The sequence below is a fragment of the Micromonospora sp. WMMD956 genome (assembly GCF_029626125.1).
In the GTDB taxonomy this organism is placed as follows: domain Bacteria; phylum Actinomycetota; class Actinomycetes; order Mycobacteriales; family Micromonosporaceae; genus Micromonospora; species Micromonospora carbonacea.
Genome location: NZ_JARUBI010000005.1, coordinates 55,048 through 75,000 on the forward strand (window position 1 = coordinate 55,048; position 19,953 = coordinate 75,000).

14 protein-coding genes and 2 rRNA genes (1 of these 16 only partly in view) are annotated in these 19,953 nt (G+C 74.2%); 1 reads left to right on the top strand and 15 read right to left on the bottom strand.

Features of this window, described 5'->3' with window-relative positions:
• Nucleotides 1-110: 110 nt before the first annotated feature.
• The 11 genes from O7628_RS00530 to O7628_RS00580 all read right to left on the bottom strand — a co-directional run bounded on the left by O7628_RS00530 (nucleotide 111) and on the right by O7628_RS00580 (nucleotide 13,362).
• Entirely contained in the window at nucleotides 111-2,453 is a 2,343-nt protein-coding gene (locus O7628_RS00530; RefSeq protein WP_278136165.1) for a hypothetical protein, read from the bottom strand.
• Nucleotides 2,454-2,476: 23 nt separating this feature from the next.
• Nucleotides 2,477-3,643, bottom strand: a complete 1,167-nt coding sequence (locus O7628_RS00535; protein ID WP_278127564.1) for a glycosyltransferase family 4 protein — start codon at nucleotides 3,641-3,643, stop codon at nucleotides 2,477-2,479.
• A 52-nt stretch (nucleotides 3,644-3,695) separates the two neighbouring features.
• Nucleotides 3,696-5,393: a lipid II flippase MurJ gene (locus O7628_RS00540; RefSeq protein ID WP_278127565.1), complete on the bottom strand. Its 1,698-nt coding sequence runs from the start codon at nucleotides 5,391-5,393 to the stop codon at nucleotides 3,696-3,698.
• A gap of 92 nt (nucleotides 5,394-5,485) precedes the next feature.
• Nucleotides 5,486-6,352 (bottom strand): hypothetical protein, encoded by an 867-nt coding sequence (locus O7628_RS00545; protein ID WP_278127566.1) that lies wholly within the window; start codon nucleotides 6,350-6,352, stop codon nucleotides 5,486-5,488.
• A gap of 67 nt (nucleotides 6,353-6,419) precedes the next feature.
• Nucleotides 6,420-7,358, bottom strand: a complete 939-nt coding sequence (locus O7628_RS00550; protein WP_178064794.1) for a copper transporter — start codon at nucleotides 7,356-7,358, stop codon at nucleotides 6,420-6,422.
• Between the two features lie 28 nt (nucleotides 7,359-7,386).
• Complete coding sequence (steA, locus tag O7628_RS00555; RefSeq protein ID WP_074479373.1) at nucleotides 7,387-8,565, bottom strand: putative cytokinetic ring protein SteA; 1,179 nt, start codon at nucleotides 8,563-8,565, stop codon at nucleotides 7,387-7,389.
• A 120-nt stretch (nucleotides 8,566-8,685) separates the two neighbouring features.
• Nucleotides 8,686-10,443 (bottom strand): DNA repair protein RecN, encoded by a 1,758-nt coding sequence (gene recN / locus O7628_RS00560; protein ID WP_278127567.1) that lies wholly within the window; start codon nucleotides 10,441-10,443, stop codon nucleotides 8,686-8,688.
• Between the two features lie 152 nt (nucleotides 10,444-10,595).
• Nucleotides 10,596-11,480: an NAD kinase gene (locus O7628_RS00565; protein WP_074479363.1), complete on the bottom strand. Its 885-nt coding sequence runs from the start codon at nucleotides 11,478-11,480 to the stop codon at nucleotides 10,596-10,598.
• Between the two features lie 106 nt (nucleotides 11,481-11,586).
• Nucleotides 11,587-12,447 carry a TlyA family RNA methyltransferase gene (locus O7628_RS00570; RefSeq protein ID WP_178064790.1) on the bottom strand — a complete coding sequence of 287 codons (861 nt, stop codon included), beginning with the start codon at nucleotides 12,445-12,447 and terminating at the stop codon, nucleotides 11,587-11,589.
• A gap of 20 nt (nucleotides 12,448-12,467) precedes the next feature.
• Nucleotides 12,468-12,716, bottom strand: coding sequence for a hypothetical protein (locus O7628_RS00575; protein ID WP_074479374.1), 249 nt, complete (start codon nucleotides 12,714-12,716; stop codon nucleotides 12,468-12,470).
• 28 nt (nucleotides 12,717-12,744) lie between these two features.
• Nucleotides 12,745-13,362 (bottom strand): hypothetical protein, encoded by a 618-nt coding sequence (locus O7628_RS00580; RefSeq protein WP_278127568.1) that lies wholly within the window; start codon nucleotides 13,360-13,362, stop codon nucleotides 12,745-12,747.
• A gap of 112 nt (nucleotides 13,363-13,474) precedes the next feature.
• On the opposite strand from O7628_RS00580, the gene O7628_RS00585 reads away from it, so the two are divergent.
• Nucleotides 13,475-13,813 carry an SCP2 sterol-binding domain-containing protein gene (locus O7628_RS00585; protein ID WP_278127569.1) on the top strand — a complete coding sequence of 113 codons (339 nt, stop codon included), beginning with the start codon at nucleotides 13,475-13,477 and terminating at the stop codon, nucleotides 13,811-13,813.
• Nucleotides 13,814-13,896: 83 nt separating this feature from the next.
• Here O7628_RS00585 and O7628_RS00590 read toward each other — a convergent pair whose 3' ends face one another.
• The 4 genes from O7628_RS00590 to O7628_RS00605 all read right to left on the bottom strand — a co-directional run.
• Nucleotides 13,897-14,916, bottom strand: coding sequence for an HAD-IIA family hydrolase (locus tag O7628_RS00590; protein WP_278127570.1), 1,020 nt, complete (start codon nucleotides 14,914-14,916; stop codon nucleotides 13,897-13,899).
• Nucleotides 14,913-15,815, bottom strand: coding sequence for a Replicase polyprotein 1ab (locus O7628_RS00595; RefSeq protein WP_278136166.1), 903 nt, complete (start codon nucleotides 15,813-15,815; stop codon nucleotides 14,913-14,915). Before O7628_RS00595 ends, O7628_RS00590 begins: the two co-directional genes overlap by 4 nt.
• Before the next feature lie 1,619 nt (nucleotides 15,816-17,434).
• Nucleotides 17,435-17,551 (bottom strand): 5S ribosomal RNA (gene rrf, locus O7628_RS00600).
• An 87-nt stretch (nucleotides 17,552-17,638) separates the two neighbouring features.
• Nucleotides 17,639-19,953 (bottom strand): 23S ribosomal RNA (locus O7628_RS00605) (it continues 795 nt past the right edge of the window).

The following is a 19,953-nucleotide window of genomic DNA, read 5'->3' on the forward strand; positions in this document are numbered from 1 at the left end:
CCGGCTGCGGGACAAGTGATCACGCGATCCACGGGATTCCACGGTAACACCTCCCCGGGGCGGGTCCGCAGGCCGCACCCGAGGTCGCCCGGCCGGGGCGGCGCGCCGGGTCAGGCCGTCGCGACCCCCGTCGATGCGCGGGCGGCCCGCCCGGTCGCCTGCTCCGGCGCGTCCCCGCCGCCGTCCGTGCCCGCCCCGGTGGGCGACGCCGGGGGCGGCTCGGCGGGCGACGCGGTCCCGGCTCCGGCCCCGGCCCCGTCGCCTGCCCCGGCCCCGTCGTCGTCCGCGGCGGCGGGGCGGTCCGGGCCGCCCGGCGGGGCGACGCCGAGCCGGCCGTTGGCGGGGCCCCCGTCGCCCGGCTGGGTCCGGTCGGTGGAGTGGTCGAGCACCCGCAGCGCGGCGAGCGCCGCCATCGGCACCACCAGCGCGCCGGCCGCGCCGGCCACGTCGAGCGCGGAGCCGCCGAGCAGCCCGCCGAGGCCGGCGGCCACCCCCGTGCCCGCCATCGCGGCCCGCATCGCGGGGTAGATGCCGAACAGGCGCATCAGCCCGCCCCACGGCTGGAGCAGCGCGAACCAGACCAGCAGGGCGCCGGCCAGGGCCAGCACCGTGAGCGGGCTGTTGACCAGGGTCTCGAAGTTGGCCGTGCTGGACCGGTGGACGGTCAGCCCGCCGGTGCCGTCGCCGAGGGCGGCCAGGAAGCGGCCGAGGCTGCCCCGTTCGGTCGCCGGCCGGCGCAGGTCGACCACCGCGAAGCCGATCATGACCGCCAGGCCCGCCATGCCCGCCCAGACCAGCCGGCTGACCGTCAGCCAGCCGCCGGTGCTGATCGCGGCGGCCACGCTCACTCCGGCCGTCAGCGCGATCGCGCCGATGGAGTCCGCGCCGAGGTAGGGGCTGCCGACCACCACCACGGCGGCCCCGCCGACGGCGACGACGACCATGGGCCGCCACCGGCGGTGGACCCGCTGGGCCAGCCAGCCGGCGCACAGCAGCGACCCGGCGGCGAACACGCCGAGCCCGACGGTGCCCAGGCCGGAGAACCGGCCGCCCTCCAGCGCCGAATAGCCGGTCACCCCGTTGAGCTGCAACCGGGCGCCGGTGAGCACGTCGGCGGCGACCACGAGGGTGGCCAGGCCGGCGACCGCGCCCAGCGGCCCGAGCGTCGCGTCGTGCCCGGGGGCGAACCGGACGGCGGCGGTCGCGCCGGCCAGCAGCAGCACGGTGGTCGCCGCGAACCACCAGCCGGCGTGGTCGCCGCGCCACCACGGCACCACGTCGGCGAGCAGGGCCGCCGGCACCGCGAGGGCGGCGGCGATCAGCAGCAGCTCGACCGTCGCCACCACCCGCCGGGGCACCGGCGCCGGGCCGACGGGCCCGGCGTGGCGGCGGGCGCGACGCAACAGCGGCAGCACCGCCACGGCCAGCAGCACCTGCGCGCCGGCGAGCAGGGCGAAGAACCAGCCGGCGACCCGCCGCTGGGCGGCGGCCTCCCGGTCGGCGTCGGCCGGCGCGGCGATCGCGGCGGGCAGGTCCGCCGGGCGGCCGCCGACGGAGAGGGCGGGCCGGCCGAGGAACAGCCGTTCCGGCATCGGCCGCCCGAGCGCGGCGAGCGCGGTCGGCGCGAGGTCGACCAGTTGCAGGTATCCCTCCCGGCCGGTGGTCGGCGAGGTGAGCCAGCCCCGTTCCCAGCCCGGCCCGTCGGCGACGGCGACGTGCAGACGCGCCGGCAGATCGGTGTCGGAGATCCCGGCGACCAGCACCAGGGAACGCGGGGGCCGGCCGGCGAGGACCCGGGCCAGGTCGGCGTCGGCCCGGCGGGCCTGCTCGGCCCGGGCCGCCCGGTCCTCGCCGGTGACGGTGCCGAGGTCGACGATGCTCAGCACGCACGAGCCGAGCAGCGGGGCCGGGTCGTCGGGCAGCGCGGCGGCGTAGCGGTCGACCCGGCCGAAGGGGCGGGCGGCGGCCACCGCCGCGCCGGGACCGACGGCGACGGAGCAGCGCACCGACTCCGCCAGCGCGCCGGGCACCGCGCCCCAGGGCAGGCGCTGCTGGTTGTGCTGCACGACGCTCTCCTGGTCGGGCAGGTTCGCGCCGATGCCGTCGGGCTGCTCGACGGTCACCCCGGCCGGCGGGCACACACTGCCGCCCCGGCTGCCGTTCCAGGCGGCGAAGTTGCCCGCGCCCAGGGTCAGCCAGCCGTCGACGGGGCAGGTGGGCCGGTGGGCGGACCGCACCGACAGGGAGCCGATCGAGCCCTGCTGGGCCATCCGCCACAGCGTCGGGGTGGTCTGCGCGTCGACGTCGTCCCAGCGCAGGCCGGCCACGCCGACGAGCACCACGAAGTCGGCGGTGCGCCGGGGCGTCTCGGTGGCGGGCCGGGCGGCGAGCGCGGTCACCCCCAGCACCACCACCAGCAGGGTGAGCAGGAGCGGCGGCAGCCGGCGCAGCAGCACCGGTCTCAGCGCGCGCAGCATCACCGGCGTCCCGTCGACGGGGCGTCCGCGCCGGGGGCGGCCGGGCCGCTGGTGTCGCCGGCCAGCTCCGCGTAGAGCGCGGCCAGCTGGGCGACGGTGTCCGCCTCGGTGGGCCACGTCGCCGCCCGCGCGGCGCCGCGCCGGCCCAGCTCGGCCCGCCGGTCGTCGTCGTCGAGGAGCGCGCGCACGGCCGCGTCGACCGCGTCGACGTCACCCGGGGGCACCAGCGCCGCGGCGTCGCCGACCAGCTCCGGCAGGCCGCCGACGGCGGTCGCCACCAGTGGTACGCCGGCCCGCAGCGCCTCCTGCGCGAACAACTGGCGGGCCTCCCAGTCGCTGGTCACCACGGCCAGGTCCGCCCCGGCGAGCAGGTCGGCCACGTCGGTGCGGTGCCCGAGCAGGGTGACCGGGGCGCGGGCGGCGGAGATCCGGGCGGCGAGGGGCAGGTACGCCGGGCCGCTGCCGGCGATCACCACGACCGGCGGCGGGGTCCGGCCGCGCCACCGGGCGGCGGCGTCGACCAGCACGTCGTACCGCTTCTGGGGGTGCAGCCGGCCCACGGAGAGGATCAGCGGCTGGCCGGCGGCGACCGCGAACTCGGCGCGGACGGCGGCCCGGCGGCGGCGCGGCGCGGGCAGCGCCGGCGCGGCGACCGGGGCGAGCCGGGCGTCGGCGGCCCCGAGGGCGGCGGCGCGCTCGACCAGGTCGGCGCTGGCGCCGAGGGCGACCCGCGCGCCCCGGGCGACGACCCGCTCGGCGAGTCGGGACAACCCGCCGCGCAACCCCCGGGCGAGCACCGCGTTGTGCCAGGTGACCACGAGCGGGGCCGCCGGCCGGGCCAGGACGGCGACGAGCCCGGCGCGCAGGCCGTGCGCGTGCACGACGGCGACCGGTTCGGCGGCCAGCGCGCGGCGCAGCGCGGCGACGGCCCGGGCGTCGGCGGGCGTCGGGCTGGCCGGGATCTCGACCGGCTGGAAGCGGGCCCCCGCGCCGGTGAAGTCGAACTGCTCCTCGGTGGCCGCCGGCCCGCAGACCAGCACCGGCGCGCCCGCGGCGGCGAGGCCCCGGGCGACGGAGCGGACGTGCTGGCCGACGCCGCCGGTGCTGGAGGCGAGCAGCAGCGCCACGGTGCCGTGCCCGCCGACGGCCGGTGTCGCGCCCGTCACCGCGACCACCCCCGGTCCACCGCCACCCCCGGTCGGCCGCCCGTCGTCCCGCTCACCCGGACACCGTCTCCTTCCCGTCGCCCCGTTCCGGACCGACCTCGTCCCCCTGCCGGGGCCCGCCGGGGCGTCCGCCGCGCCGGAGCGCACCGGGCAGCCGGCGGCCCACGGCGGCGAGCAGCGGCCGCACGTCCCGCCGGTCGGCCAGGTACGCCACGGCGAGGAACGCCACCCCGACCACGGCTGCTGACAGCATGCCCTGCACGAGGGCCGCGAGTGTCGTCGGGGTGCCGGCCCCGGCCCCGGCCAGGGCATGCGCGGTGGCCGCCCCGGCGAGCGCGGCGAGCGCCCCGCCGAGCAGCCCCGCCGCGCCCGCGCGGGCCGTCCCGGCCAGCGCGGCGGACCCGGCCGCGCGGCGCGCCGCGACGAGCAGCAGGACGCCGAGCAGCAGCATGCCGGCCGAGTTGGCCAGGGTCACCGCGAGCACCCGGTCGGCGCGGGGCAGCAGCGCGGCGAGGGGGGCGACGGCCAGCGGCACGGCCAGCCAGCCGGCGGTGATGGCCACCGTGGCCGGCCGGGTGTCGCCCCGGGCGTAGAGGGCGCGGGAGAGCACCGCGAACAGCCCGTAGCCGAGCAGGCCGGGGGCGAAGCCGGCGATCGCGGCGGCCACCGGGGCCGGGTCGTCGGGGTAGAAGAAGGCGGCGACGGGGGCGGCGGTGCCGGCGAGGGCCGCCGCGCCGAGGCAGCTGAACAGCAGCACCCCCCGGGTCGTGGCGGCGAGGGTGTCCCGGTACGCCCGTTCGTCGCCGGCCGCCGACGCGGCGGCGAGGGTCGGGTACGCGGCGACGGCGAGCGGCACGGCGAGCACCGCCCAGGGCAGCAGGTACATCGTCTGGGCGAGGTTGAACACCTGCGGGGAGCCGGTGGGGCCGCCGGAGGCGCTCTTGACGACCACGGCGAGGGCGAGCTGCTGGGCGGCGACGGTGACCGCCCCGGCCGCCGCGAGCCCGCCGACCCGGGCGCGGGCGTCGGCGTCGAACGCGTACCCGAGACGCAGCCGCAGGCCGAGCCGGCGCAGCGGGATCAGCAGCGACAGCGACAGCACGACCACGCCGAGGGTGGTGCCGCCGGTGAGGATCAGCTCGCCGCCCCGGCTCACCCCGGCGATGCTGGCCCCCCGGCCCTCGACGCCGCCGAAGGTCAGGTAGACCACGATCACGGTGAGGCTGGACAGCAGCGGGGCGAGCACGGGCCAGGCGAACCGGCGGTGCGCCTGGAGGACGCCGGTGAGCACGATCCCGATGCCGTAGAGCGGCAGCTGGGGGGCGAAGATCCGCAGCATGCGCGCCCCGGCGGCCAGCTCGGCGGGGCTGCGGCCGGAGCTGAGCGCCTCGACGATCGGCCCGGCCAGCAGCGCCACCAGCGCCGCGAGGGGCACCAGCAGGGTCAGCGTCCAGGTCAGCAGGGCGCCGGTGGTCGCGCCGACGGCCCGCCGGTCGCCCGCCGCGACCGGACCGGCCAGCAGCGGCACCACCAGGCTGGCCAGCGCCCCACCGGCCACGATCTCGAAGATGATGTTCGGCGCGATGTTGGCGACCACGTACATGCCGCCGAGGTCGCTGCGCTCCACCACCCAGGTGAACACGGCGGTGCGGCCGAAGCCGGCGAGCCGGGCGACCACGGTGAGCACCGCGATGAGGGCGGCCGCCCCGGCCACCCGGCCGGCGCCGGCGAGGGGTGCCGGGTTCTTCACGTCAGCAGGGGGCCTTCCCGTCGGTCGCTGCGGCCCGCACGTCGGCCGGTCGCCGCGTCGGCAGCGCCGGGCTCATGGGCACCGGGCGCACGTCAGTCGGTGCGCCGGCCCAGCGCGTCCAGCTCACGCAGGCCCGGGGTGGCCTGGATGACCTGGGTGAAGCTGACCTTCTCGCTGGCGGCGGTGAGCCCGGCGAGCACGGCGAGCAGGCCGGCCCGGCCCAGCGGCCCGGTGCGGGCGGCGAGGGCCACCCCGAGCACCGCGCCGATCGCGTTGGCCCCGCCGTCGCCGACCATCACCTGCTCGTCGAGGTCGTCGGGGAGCAGGCCGGCGGCGGCGCCCACCGCCCCGGCGGCGATCCCGCCGTGCGGGCCCCCGGTCAGCGGCGCGCCGAGCAGCAGCGCGGACTTCAGCGCCCGCCCGGGCCGCAGGTCCAGCAGGTTGAGCAGGTTGGCGGTGCCGGCGATCACCCCCGCGCCGAGGAGCACGTCGGCGGTGCGGCCCACCGCGCCGAGCCGCCCGCGGCGGGGGTGGGCGGCGACGGACCGGTCGGCGGCGAGCAGCGCCGACGCGGCCAGCCCCGCCGCGCCCACCCCGACGATCTTGACCAGCCCGGCGGTGACCCGGCCCTCGCGCAGCGCGGCGAGGTGCCCGGCGAAGCCCTTGGCGGCCTTCTGCTCGGGTCGGGCCCCCACCACGTCGTCGTAGACCCCGACCGCTCCCCCGCCCACGCCGGCCACCAGCGCGGCGACGCCGGCGGGGGCGCTGGCCGCGCCGAACGCCCCGGCCGCGGCGGCGCCGGCGGCGAGCGCCGGCCCGGCGGCGAGGGTGACGGTGCGGCCCCGGAAGTTGGTGCGCTCCAGCGCCGGGGCGGCCGGGGAGGTGCGCACCTCGCGCAGCGCGTAGCGGGCGGCGGCGGCACCGGCGCCGGCGATCAGCAGGCGGCCCAGCAGGCTCACGCGGTCACCCCGTTCGGTACGCCGCACGCACGGCGGGAAGGGTCGGACACCCGGGTACGTCGTTCGCTCACTGGGGCAGTCTAGGCAGCAGCGCGGACGCGTTGTCGCCCACGCCGTACTGGCCGGCCTTCTTCTCCACGAGCTGCTGCACCAGGGCGAGGGTGGTGACCAGCTGCCCCTGGGTGGTGTTGGCGTCGTCGACGGTGGAGATGGTCTGCGACAGCACCGGGTCGCCCCGGACGACCGAGACGACGTTGCCGCCGGCCGAGCCGTTGCCGGCCACCACGATCGCCCCCGTCCGGTCGAACTGCTCGGCGACCTTGACCACCGACTCGTCCTTCTTCGCGGAGTCCTTGTCCACGTACGGCTGGCCGCTGACCAGCACCACCGCCTCGGCGGGGCCGGTCACCTTCTCGTCGGTCGTCAGGTATCCGGCGTTGCTGTACGACGCCAGCACCGCCCGGCGGTCGGCCTCCGTGGCCGGGGACGCGCCGTCGGCGCGGTCGAGCAGCACGCTGGCCAGCAGGGCGCTGGACGTCTCCACCCCGTGCCCGTTGCCGGGCAGCCCCGAGGCGGGGGCGCTCGGCCGGGCCGCGGTGACGGCCAGCTCCATCAGGTTGTTGTTGTTGTCCGGGTTGATGAACTTGTCCTGCAGGTCGACCCGCCCGGTGACCTGGGCGCCGCCCAGCTGGAGCATCTTGAGCACGCCCTCGGTGTGCTCGCGGCCGCTGGGCAGGGTGAGCAGCAGCACGCGACGCCCGGTGAGCTTGCCGGGCAGGAGGACCTGGGCGACCTCGGCGGCGAACTGCTCCTCCAGCTCGATCTCCTTCTGCATGTTGTTGACCGCCTGGCGCATCTGCTGGTTGTCCTTGCTCAGCCCGTTGACCCGCTCCTTGAGCGAGTCGGCGACGGGGCCGTTGAGGGCGGCCGTGCCGACGACCAGGCCGATGGCCAGCGCCAGGAAGACCGCGGTCAGGGACACCACGTGGTAGCGGAAGTTGATCACGCTTGCAGCCTCTTGATCGGTCGGGGAGCTAGAAGAGCTGGCCGAGTTGGAACACGAAATTGTTCCACCATTCGCTGACCACGCCCAGGTACGCCTTGCCGACGGTGGAGACCGCCACAGCCGAGGCCATCGCCGCCACCGCCGACAGGACCAGCAGCAGCAGCGACGAACCGGAGATGCTCTGCCGGTAGAGCCGGCTCACGCCCTTGGCGTCCACCAGCTTCCCGCCGACCTTGAGCCGGGTAAGGAACGTCGAGGCCATCCCGCCCCGGCCCTTGTCCAGGAACTCGACCAGGGTGGCGTGGGTGCCGACCGCCACCAGCAGCGAGGCGCCCTTCTCGTCGGCCAGCAGCATCGCCAGGTCCTCGCTGGTGGCCGCCGCCGGGAAGGTGATCGCCTCGACACCCAGCCCGGCGACCCGGGGCAGCCCCGGGGCCCGGCCGTCGGGGTAGGCGTGCACGATCACCTCGGCGCCGCAGCGCAGCACGTCGTCGGTCACCGAGTCCATGTCCCCGATGATCATGTCGGGGGTGTAGCCGGCCTCGACCAGCGCGTCCGCCCCGCCGTCCACGCCGATCAGCACCGGCTTGAACTCCCGGATGTACGGGCGCAGCACGTCCAGGTCGGCCTTGTAGTCGTAGCCGCGGACCACGATCAGGCAGTGCCGGCCCTGGATCTGGGTCTGGATCTCCGGCACGCCCACGCCGTCGAGGAGCAGGTCGCGCTCCTGCTTGAGATAGTCCATCGTGTTGGCGGCGAACGCCTCCAACTGCACCGACAACCCCTCGCGGGCGTCGGCCATCGCCTTCGCCACCGACTCGGCGTCCTGCAACGCGCCGTGCGCGACCGGCTCGCCGCCGACGAACACGGTGTTGCCCTCGATCCGGACGGTGTCGCCCTCCCGGACCCGCTCGAAGATCCCCTCGCCCAGGTCGTCCAGGAGCGGGATGCCGGCGGTCACCAGCACCTCCGGGCCGAGGTTCGGATACCGGCCGGAGACCGACGGCTTCGCGTTGAGCACGGCGGCGACGCCGACCGCCACCAGCGAGTCGGCCGCCACCCGGTCCAGGTCGACGTGGTCGATCACCGCGACATCGCCCGGACGCAGCCGCCCGACCAGGCGCTTCGTCCGGCGGTCGAGGCGCGCGGTGCCGAGGACTGTGTCCGGCTCGGTGTTACGGGTCCGGCGCAACGTGGGTAGACGCATCGTGACCATCCTGGCATGTGAGGCAGGCTTTTCTGTCGCGACATGCCTGAGCAGGGCCGCCTACCCAGGGAAGCACACCAGAGCGCGCGCCGGTGTGCGTGCGCTCACAATAACGCGCCGTCAGGGCCGCCTTTCGCGCGCCGCCACGGCCAGCAGCTCCTCGGCGTGAGCGATACCCAGATCCGAATCCGGCAAACCCGCCAGCATCCGGGCCAGCTCCCGGGCCCGCTCCGTGTCCTCCACCACCCGCACCCCGCTGGTGGTCACCGCGCCACCCGTGTCCTTCGCCACCACCAGGTGCCGGTCGGCGAACGCCGCCACCTGCGGCAGGTGGGTGACCACCAACACCTGGTGGCTGCGCGCCAGCCGGGCCAGCCGCCGGCCGATCTCCACCGCCGCCTGACCGCCCACCCCCGCGTCGACCTCGTCGAAGACCAGGGTCGGCGGGCCGCCCGAGCCCGCGAACACCACCTCGATCGCGAGCATCACCCGGGACAGCTCACCGCCGGACGCGCCCCGCTGCAACGGCAGCGACGGGGCACCCGGGTGCGCCAGCAGGCGCAGCTCCACCTCGTCGCCGCCGTCCGGGCCGACGCCCACCTCCACGCCGTTGACCGCCAGGCTCGGCTCCGACCGGCCCGCCGGCCGGGGCAGCACCGCCACCTCGATGCGCGCGTGCGGCATCGCCAACCCGGCCAGCTCGACCGTCACCTGCTCGGCGAACCGCGACGCCGCCTCCTGCCGGGACGCCGACACCCGCCCCGCCAGGTCGGCCACCTCACCGGCCAGCCGGGCGGCCTCCCGGTCCAGCTCGTCCAGCACGTCGTCGGAGGTGTCCAGATCGGACAGCCGCGCCCGGGCCCGCTCCGCCCACGCCACCACCCCGTCGACGTCGTCGGCGTACTTGCGGGTCAACGCCCGCAGCGCCGCCCGCCGCTCGTAGACGACCTGCAACCGGGCCGGATCCGCGTCCAACGCCGCCAGGTACGTCGACAGCTCCGCCGACACGTCCGCGACCAGCGTCGCCGCCTCCTCCAACCGGGCCGCCAGGTCACCCAGCGCCGGATCGGTGCCCGCCTGCGCCTCCAGGGTGCGCCGGGCCAACCCCAGCAGCGCCGTGGCGTCCGGCGTCTCGTCGGTCGGCTCGGTGCCGCCCGCGACGCAGTGGTGCGCCGTCTGCGCCGCCGTGCGCAGCCCCTCCGCGTGCTCCAGGCGCTGCGCCTCGGCCCGCAACTCGTCGTCCTCGCCCGGCTGCGGATCCACCCGGCTGATCTCGTCGAGCCCCAGCCGGAGCAGGTCGGCCTCCTGATGGCGCGCCCGGGCGTTGCGCCGCCGGTCGGCCAGATCGTCGACCACCGCCCGCCACCGGGAGTATGCCTCCCGCAGCGCGTCGAGCAGCTTCTCGTGCTCGGGGCCGGCGAACCGGTCCAGCGCCGCCCGCTGCTCGGCCGGGCGCAGCAGGCGCAACTGGTCGGACTGGCCGTGCACCGCCACCACCTGCTCGCCGACCTCGCCGAGCATCGCCACCGGCATGCCCCGCCCGCCCAGGTGCGCCCGCGAGCGACCCTCCACGGTGACCGTGCGGCTCAGCAGCAGCGAACCGTCGTCGTCCGGCTCCCCACCGGCGTCGGTGACCCGGGCGTGCACGGCGGCGGCCACCCGGCCGCCGAGCCGCAGCCGCCCCTCGACCACCGCCCGACCCGGCTGGGCCCGCACCCGGCCCGCGTCGGCCCGGCCGCCGAAGAGCAGGCCCAGGCCGGTCACCACCATCGTCTTGCCCGCACCGGTCTCGCCGGTGATGACGTTCATCCCGCCGGCCAACGGCAGCGTGGTGTCCTCGATGACGCCCAGTCCGGTGATGCGCAGCTCTTCCAGCACAGCAACCGACAGTAGACGCGGGCCCCGACAGTTGACCAGCCGGCACGGCCGGGACGCGGTGACCGCCCACCGGCCGCCGCCCCGTCACCCCCGCCGGGACGCCGGCCGACCAGCGGCCCACCAGCGCCGCCGGGCCGCCCCGGAGACGTCGCTCACCTGCGGTTGCCACGCCAGCCGTGCACCGGCAACCCGAACTTCGCCACCAGCCGGTCGGTGAACGACCGGGCCTGCAGCCGCACCACCCGCACCGGCAGCGCGCCGCGCCGCACCGTCACCTGCGCCCCCGGCGGCAGGTCGTAGACGCGCCGGCCGTCGCAGCACAGCACGGCGAGGGTGGTGAACGGGTCCACCGTGATCGAGAACGTCGACGTCGGCGCGGTCACCAACGGCCGGCTGAACAGCGCGTGCGCGCTGATCGGGACCAGCAGCAACGCCTCCACCTCCGGCCACACCACCGGCCCGCCACCCGAGAACGCGTACGCCGTCGAGCCCGTGGGGGTCGCGCAGACCACGCCGTCGCAGCCGTACCGGGACAGCGGGCGGCCGTCCACGTCGACCAGCAGCTCCAGCATCTGGGCCCGCTCGCCCTTCTCGACGCTGATCTCGTTGAGCGCCCAGGACTCGATCGTCGGGCCGCCGTCGAACTCCGCCGTCACGTCGAGGGTGAGCCGCTCGTCCACCGTGTAGTTGCGGTCCACCACGTCACGCACGGCCACGTCCAGGTCGTCGATCTCCGCCTCGGCGAGGAACCCGACCTTGCCCAGGTTGATGCCGAGCAGCGGCGCCTTCGCCGGCCGGGCCAGCTCCGCCGCGCGCAGGAACGTGCCGTCGCCGCCCAGGGCGAAGACGATCTCCGCCCCCTCGGCCGCCTCCAGCCCCGTCATCGGCACCACGCCCGGCAGGTCCAGGTCGTCGGCCTCCTCGGCCACCACCCGCACCTCGAACCCCGCGGCGATCAGGTCCGCCGCGACCGCCCGGGCGTGTTCCGTGCTGCGACGCCGGCCGGTGTGCGTCACCAGCAGCGCGGTACGACTCAACGGAACCACCTTCCGCTCACGACCGCAGCGCCCGCAAGCTCACTCCTCGCGCTCACCCCGCCGCCTCCGTTCGCGACTGCGGGGCTCGCAAGCTCACTCCTCGCGCTCACCCTGCCACCTCCTCCGGGGCCGCGTCCGGCGCGTCACCGGACGGGCTCGGGCCCTGCGGGCCGGCCGCCACGACGGCCCGCACCCGCTCCGGGTCCGCCGCCGGCGCTCCCCGGCGTAACCATACGAAGAACTCGACGTTGCCGCTGGGCCCCGGCAGCGGGCTGGCGGTCACGCCCGCGAGCCCCAGGCCGAGCTGGGCGGCCGCCGTCGACACGTCCAGGACCGCCTCGGCGCGCAGCGCCGGATCGCGCACGACCCCGCCCGCGCCGACGCGCTCCCTGCCGACCTCGAACTGGGGCTTCACCATCAACGCCAGGTCGCCGTCGGCCCGGGTGCAGGCGGTCAGCGCCGGCAGCACCAGCCGCAGCGAGATGAACGACAGGTCCGCCACCGTCAGGTCGACCTCCCCGCCGATCGCCTCCGGGGTCAGCGTGCGGACGTTGGTCCGCTCGAACACCCGTACCCGGTCGTCGGTGCGCAGCGCCCACGCGAGCTGCCCGTAGCCGACGTCCACGGCGACGACCTCGGCCGCGTCGGCGCGCAGCAGGACGTCGGTGAAGCCGCCGGTCGACGCGCCGGCGTCGAGGCAGCGCCGGCCCGCCACCCGAAGCCCGTCCGGGGTGAACGCGGCCAGCGCGCCGGCCAGCTTGTGACCGCCCCGGGAGACGTACTCCGAGGTGGGGTCGGCACCGGTGACCAGCAGCGGATCGGCGGGGTCGACCAGCGCGGCGGCCTTGCGGGCCGGCACCCCGCGCAGCTGGACCCGCCCGGCCTCGACCAACGCGGCGGCCTGCTCGCGGGACCGGGCCAGACCGCGGCGGACGAGTTCGGCGTCGAGCCGGTTGCGACGTGCCATGAGGGTGGATCTCCGGTCGGTCAGGCCTGGTCGATGGTGGCGAGGGTCTCCCGCAGCGTCTGGTACGCCGCCTCGTACTGCGGGATCTGGTCGGCCGGGGAGAGCGACGCGGCGTTCGCCATCGCCTGCACGGCGGCGTCCACGGCAGGGTGCCGGGCGTCGCCGTCGTCGGCGTCGGCAACCGGGCGAGGCGGCGGGCCCGGTCGGGGCCCCGGCGGCGGCACGGGCCGGCCGCCGGGCGGCGGGCCCGGCCGGAACGGTCCGCTCACCGCCGGCACCGGCCAGACAGGGGTACGCTCACGCCGCACCGCCCGGCTGCCGCTTGCGGGCCGGCGTCTTCTTCGCGGGGCGGGCCGGCTCCGCCGCGTCCCCCGCCGGCTCGGCGTCGCCCACCGCGGCGGGCGCCTTGCGGGCGACGGCCTTCTTCGCGACCGCCTTCTTCGCGACCGCCTTCTTCGCCACGGCCTTCGTGGCGACGGCCTTCTTCGCCACGGTCTTCGTGGCGACGGGGGCAGGTGCCCCGGACGTCGTCGCCCCGGACGGATCCGCCCCGGGCGACTGCGGGGCCGGCCCCTGCGGGCCGGGCGACGGCGGGGCGGGTTCGGCGAGGCCGGCCCGGGCCTCCCGCAGTTGGCGTTCCAGCTCGTGCACCCGGCGGGTCAGCTCGGCCACCTCGTCGGCGGTCGCCAGCCCGACCGCGCCGAGCGCGCGGTCCACCTCGAAGCGCACCAGCTTCGTCAGCGCCTCCCGGTTCGCCGCGCCGGTGGAGACCAGTTCCTCGGCGAGGGCCTGGAGCTGGGTCGCCGTCGCCTCGCCGGAGCCGACGACCCGGCGCACCACGTCCTGCGCCTTCTTCCGGGGCGCCTCCGTCAGGCCCATGGCCAGTCCGAGGTAGGCGCGCCACGCGTCCTGCATGCCTGAGTCCTTCCACGGGGGTGGGGTTGCGGGTCTCACGCTACCGGGCGCCGGGCGACGCCCATTGCGGTACGGTGCCGGGAAACGGACGTGGCGTGCGTGAGGAGACGAAGTGGCCAGCGTGGACGAGTGCCGGCAGGCGTTGCAGGATCTGGCCGCCCGGCTGGACCGCAACGCCGACGCCGTGCGGGAACGGGTCGACCTGGACCGCACCCTGGCCTGCCGGGTGACCGACCTGGGCACCGCCTTCCACGGCCGGCTCACCGACGGGCGGCTGCTCGACCTCACCGACGGCGACGACCCCAAGGCGAAGATCGCGCTGAGCACCAGCAGCGACGACCTGCTCGCCCTGGTGCGCGGCGAGCTCGACGTGACCAAAGCGGTCGCGTCGCGCCGCGTGTCGATCAAGGCGAACCCGTTCGACCTGATGAAGCTCCGCAAGCTGCTCTGACGACCGGAAACGGGCACAGCCCGCCCCTGCGGCCCCGGACCGGCCGGTGCCGCGGGAGCGGGCTGCGCACACCGCGCGGTGGGTCAGTCGGCCAGGCCGAGGGCGGCCAGGGCCGCCTCGGCCTCCGGCGAACCCGCCCGGGCCTGCGGGCCCACGCCGGTCGCCCACGCGACGGCGCAGAGCGCGGCCAACGCGTCCAGCGGCCGGCCGCCGCCGGCCAGTTCCAGGCCGCCGTCGGTCGCGCGCACCGACCAGCCGCCCGTCTCGGCGGCGCCCGGCACCCGGACCACGGCCGCCGGGTCGAACAGCCCGGCGAGGTCGACCGAGACGTACGTCGGCCGGCGCGCCGCCGGGGCGGCCAGCAGCTCGGGCACGTCGCTGACGCCCGTCAGCACGAGCAGGCTGTCCAGGCCGGCACGCCGGGCGCCCTCGATGTCGGTGTCGAGGCGGTCGCCCACCACGAGGGTGCGTCCCTGCCCCGCCCGGCGGGCGGCGGTGGCGAACAGCGCCGGCTCGGGCTTGCCCACGACCACATCGGGGTCCCGGTCCAGCGCGGTCCGCAGCACGGCCACCAGCGACCCGTTGCCCGGCAGCGGCCCCCGCCCGCTGGGCAGGGTCCGGTCGGTGTTCGTGGCGATCCACTGCGCCCCCGCCCGCACGGCCAGGGACGCCTCGGCCAGGTCCGCCCAGCCGACCTGCGGGCCGTACCCCTGCACGACGGCGACGGGCGACTCGTCGAGGCGGGACACCGGGCGCAGCCCGACTGCGGTGATCTCGGCGCGCAGCGCCTCGGCCCCCACCACCAGCACGGGCGAGCCGGCGGGCAACCGTTCCGCCAGCAGCTCGGCGGAGGCGCCCGCAGAGGTGAGCACCTCCTCCGGCCCGGCAGGCACCCCCATCCCGGTGAGCAGGTCGGCGACCTCGCTGGCCCGCCGCGACGCGTTGTTGGTGGCGTACGCGACCGTCCGCCCCTCGGCGTGCAGCCGCCCCACGGCCTCGACCGCGCCGGGGATCGGCCGGTCGATCAGGTAGATGACCCCGTCCAGGTCGAAGACGACCAGCGAGTAGCCGTCGACCAGCCGGTCCCCGGTGTCCGTCGTCACCGCAGGTCCGCACCCGGCTCGGGCGAGTCCACGGGCTTCGCGCCCCGCGCGGTCTCCGTCGGTGCCGACCCGGCCCGGTCCGCAGCCACCGGGGCGACGTCGTCCTCGTCGTCGTCCTCCTGGTCGGCGTCGTCCTCGTCGTCGTCGGCGTCGTGGTCCTCGTGGTCCTCGTGGTCCTCGTGGTCCTCGTGGTCCTCGTGGTCGGCGTCGTCCTCGTCGTCGGCGTCGTCGTCCTCGTCGTCCGCGGCGGCGTCGACGCCTTCCTCGGCCGGCTCGTCGTCCTCGTCGTCGCCCTCGATCAGCACCCCGTCGAGTTCGAGCAGCCGCTCGGCGGCGTCGGTGTCGCCCTCGGCGTCGACGTCGGCCGCCCGGGAGAACCACTCCCGGGCCTCCTCACGGCGGTCCACGGCGAGCAGCGCGTCGGCGTATGCGTACCGGAGCCGAGCGGCCCACGGCTCGGTCGCATCGTTGGTCAGCTCGCGGACCTGGAGCATGGCCACGGCCGCGTCCTTCTGGCCGAGGTCACCCCGGGCCCCGGCGGCGACGATCAGCAGCTCGACCGCGACGGCCTGGTCGAGCTTCTCCCGGTCGGCCCCCCGGAACAGGTCGATCGCCCGCTCCGGACGCCCGAGCGCCCGCTCGCAGTCGGCGAGCACGGCCAGGTGGCTCTGCAGGCCCGTCATCCGGTGGTACGTGCGCAGCTCGGCGATCGCCGTCTGCCATTCCCCCGCGTGGTACGCGGCCAACCCGACCGCCTCGCGCACCGCCGAGATACGCGACGCGAGCCGACGGGCGGCGAGCGTGTGCGCCAGCGCCTCCGCCGGGGCCTCGTCGATCAGCTGACCGGCCGCGACCAGGTGCCGGGCGACGGTGTCGGCCACCGGCTTGGCCAGCGACAGCAGCTCCGCGCGCACGGCCTGGTCCAGGTCGGACGCGACGATCTCGTCGGGCAACGCCGGTGCGCCGGCCCCCTGCGGCTCGGCCCGGTCACGCCGGTCGTCCCGGCGGTCGCGTGACCCGTCCCCGGCACCGTCCCGACGCCGGTCCTCGAATGCCGGCCGGTCGTCCCGGCGCGGACGGTCGCCGTAGCCACCGGTCCGGTCGCCACTGCGGAAGCCGCCGTCGCGGGGCGGACCCGAACGGAAACCGCCCTCACGCGGCGGGCCGGAGCGGAAACCACCCTCACGGCGGTCCCCACCACGGAAACCACCCTCACGGCCCTCACCGCCACGGAAGCCGCCCTCACGCGGCCCGGAACGGAAACCACCCTCACGACGGTCACCGCCGAAACCGCCCTCACGGCGATCCCCGCTGCGGAAGGTGCCCTCGCGGTCGCCGCCGCGGAAACCGCGCTCGCGGCTCTCACCGTCGCGGCGGAAGCCGCCCTCGCGCGGACCGCCCTCACGACGGTCCCCGCCTCGGAAACCGCCCTCACGCGGGGGGCCGGAACGGAAGCCGCCCTCCGACCGGTCGCCGCCACGGAAGCCACCCTGGCGGCCATCGCCGTCACGACGGAAACCACCCTCACGGGCGTCACCGTCACGGCGGAAGCCGCCCTCACGCGGGGGACCGGAACGGAAACCACCCTCACGCGAACCACCCTCACGCGAACCACCGTCGCGCCGGTCACCACCGCGGAAGCCGCCCTCGCGGTCACCGCCACGGAAGCCACCCTGGCGGCCATCGCCGTCACGACGGAAACCACCCTCACGGCGGTCCCCGCCGAAACCGCCCTCGCGGCGATCCCCGCCCCGGAAACCGCCCTCACGCGGCGGACCGGAACGGAAACCACCCTCACGCGAACCACCGTCGCGTCGATCGCCACCGCGGAAGCCGCCCTCACGCGGACCGCCCTCACGGCGGTCCCCACCACGGAAGCCGCCCTCACGGCGGTCTCCACCGAAGCCGCCCTCGCGGCGATCCCCGCCCCGGAAGCCGCCCTCACGCGGGGGACCGGAACGGAAACCACCCTCACGCGAACCACCGTCGCGCCGGTCACCACCGCGGAAACCGCCCTCGCGGTCACCGCCACGGAAGCCACCCTGGCGGCCATCGCCGTCACGACGGAAACCACCCTCACGACGGTCCCCACCGAAACCGCCCTCACGGCGATCCCCGCCCCGGAAACCACCCTCACGCGGCGGCCCGGAACGGAAACCACCCTCACGACGGTCACCGCCGCGGAAGTCCCGGCCCTCGCCACGTGGCGGGCCCTGGTGACCACCGTCCCGGCCACCGCCGGCCGACCGTGAATCGTCGCGGGAGCGGAAACCGCCCTCGCGGCGATCGCCATAGCCGCCGCGCTGGTCGCGCGAGCGGTCGTCCCGATCCCGGTACGACGGGCGGTCATCGCGGCGGGGCGCGTCACCACGTCGGTCGGAACGGTCTTCGTAACGTCGAGGACGGTCGCCGTCCTGCGGTCCTGAACTCACAGGTACATCCTTCCTGATTGCGCCGCACTCGACGCTACGCAGTTGAGGGCCGACCCATATTGGGGCGGCCCTCGACTGGAAAGAATGTCCGGCGGTGTCCTACTCTCCCACACCCTCCCGAGTGCAGTACCATCGGCGCTGGAGGGCTTAGCTTCCGGGTTCGGAATGTAACCGGGCGTTTCCCCTCCGCCATGACCGCCGTAACTCTATGAACATATCAAACAACCACAACCCCAGCCGGGGTGGGCGTCTGTTTGTTCAGAGTTGCACAGTGGACGCGTAGCAGCTTTGTAGTCAAGTCCTCGGCCTATTAGTACCGGTCAACTCAACCCGTTACCGAGCTTACATCTCCGGCCTATCAACCCAGTCGTCTAGCTGGGGGCCTTACCCCACCAAAAGTGGGTGGGATACCTCATCTTGAAGCAGGCTTCCCGCTTAGATGCTTTCAGCGGTTATCCCTTCCGAACGTAGCCAACCAGCCGTGCCCCTGGCGGGACAACTGGCACACCAGAGGTTCGTCCGTCCCGGTCCTCTCGTACTAGGGACAGCCCTTCTCAAGTATCCTACGCGCACGGCGGATAGGGACCGAACTGTCTCACGACGTTCTAAACCCAGCTCGCGTACCGCTTTAATGGGCGAACAGCCCAACCCTTGGGACCTGCTACAGCCCCAGGATGCGACGAGCCGACATCGAGGTGCCAAACCATCCCGTCGATATGGACTCTTGGGGAAGATCAGCCTGTTATCCCCGGGGTACCTTTTATCCGTTGAGCGACACCGCTTCCACACGCAAGTGCCGGATCACTAGTCCCGACTTTCGTCCCTGCTCGACCTGTCAGTCTCACAGTCAAGCCCCCTTGTGCACTTGCACTCAACACCTGATTGCCAACCAGGCTGAGGGAACCTTTGGGCGCCTCCGTTACCCTTTAGGAGGCAACCGCCCCAGTTAAACTACCCACCAGACACTGTCCCTGAACCGGATAACGGCCCGAAGTTAGATACCCGAATCAACCAGAGTGGTATTTCAAGATTGCCTCCACCCATACTGGCGTATGAGCTTCACCGGCTCCCACCTATCCTACACAAGCTAACTCAGATACCAATGTCAAGCTATAGTAAAGGTCCCGGGGTCTTTCCGTCCTGCCGCGCGTAACGAGCATCTTTACTCGTAATGCAATTTCGCCGGGCCTGTGGTTGAGACAGTGGGGAAGTCGTTACGCCATTCGTGCAGGTCGGAACTTACCCGACAAGGAATTTCGCTACCTTAGGATGGTTATAGTTACCACCGCCGTTTACTGGCGCTTAAGTTCTCCGCTTCGCCCCCGAAAGAGCTAACAGGTCCCCTTAACGTTCCAGCACCGGGCAGGCGTCAGTCCATATACATCGAATTACTTCTTCGCATGGACCTGTGTTTTTAGTAAACAGTCGCTTCCCCCTGCTCTCTGCGGCCATACAACGCTCCACCCGCAAGGGGCTTCACGTCTCCGGCCCCCCTTCTCCCTAAGTTACGGGGGCAATTTGCCGAGTTCCTTAACCACAGTTCGCCCGATCGCCTCGGTATTCTCTACCTGACCACCTGTGTCGGTTTGGGGTACGGGCCGCTCAGAACTCGCTAGAGGCTTTTCTCGGCAGCATAGGATCACTGACTTCACCTGAATCGGCTCGGCATCACGTCTCAGCCTACATGCACCGCGGATTTGCCTACGGCACGGCCTACACGCTTACCCCGGCACAACCACCGGCCGGGATCAGCTACCTTCCTGCGTCACCCCATCGCTTGACTACTACCCGCCAGGTTCCCACGCTCCCCACCCTCGACCCGAAGGTCTTGGATAGTTTGGGTGGTTAGCACAACGAGGTTCATCACGGGCGCTCCTTCGCGGGTACGGGAATATCAACCCGTTGTCCATCGACTACGCCTCTCGGCCTCGCCTTAGGTCCCGACTCACCCAGGGCGGATTAGCCTGGCCCTGGAACCCTTGGTCATCCGGCGGAAGGGTTTCTCACCCTTCTTTCGCTACTCATGCCTGCATTCTCACTCGTGCCGCGTCCACAACTAGGTCACCCCGCTGCTTCACCCCCGGCACGACGCTCCCCTACCCACCCACACACCTGCATACCCCATCAAGGAGGCACAAAGTATCGTGTGAATGCCACAGCTTCGGCGGTGTGCTTGAGCCCCGCTACATTGTCGGCGCGGAACCACTTGACCAGTGAGCTATTACGCACTCTTTAAAGGGTGGCTGCTTCTAAGCCAACCTCCTGGTTGTCTATGCGACCCCACATCCTTTTCCACTTAGCACACGCTTAGGGGCCTTAGCTGGTGATCTGGGCTGTTTCCCTCTCGACTACGAAGCTTATCCCCCGCAGTCTCACTGCCGCGCTCTCACTTACCGGCATTCGGAGTTTGGCTGATTTCAGTAAGCTTGTGGGCCCCCTAGACCATCCAGTGCTCTACCTCCGGCAAGAAACACGCGACGCTGCACCTAAATGCATTTCGGGGAGAACCAGCTATCACGGAGTTTGATTGGCCTTTCACCCCTAACCACAGGTCATCCCCCAACTTTTCAACGTTGGTGGGTTCGGCCCTCCACGTAGTCTTACC

What these genes read in the sequence shown, in the direction of transcription:
- steA (WP_074479373.1), bottom strand. Translation starts at nt 8,565, where the DNA reads ATGCGTCTACCCACGTTGCGCCGGACCCGTAACACCGAGCCGGACACA.
- O7628_RS00570 (WP_178064790.1), bottom strand. Translation starts at nt 12,447, where the DNA reads ATGGCACGTCGCAACCGGCTCGACGCCGAACTCGTCCGCCGCGGTCTG.
- O7628_RS00580 (WP_278127568.1), bottom strand. Translation starts at nt 13,362, where the DNA reads ATGCAGGACGCGTGGCGCGCCTACCTCGGACTGGCCATGGGCCTGACG.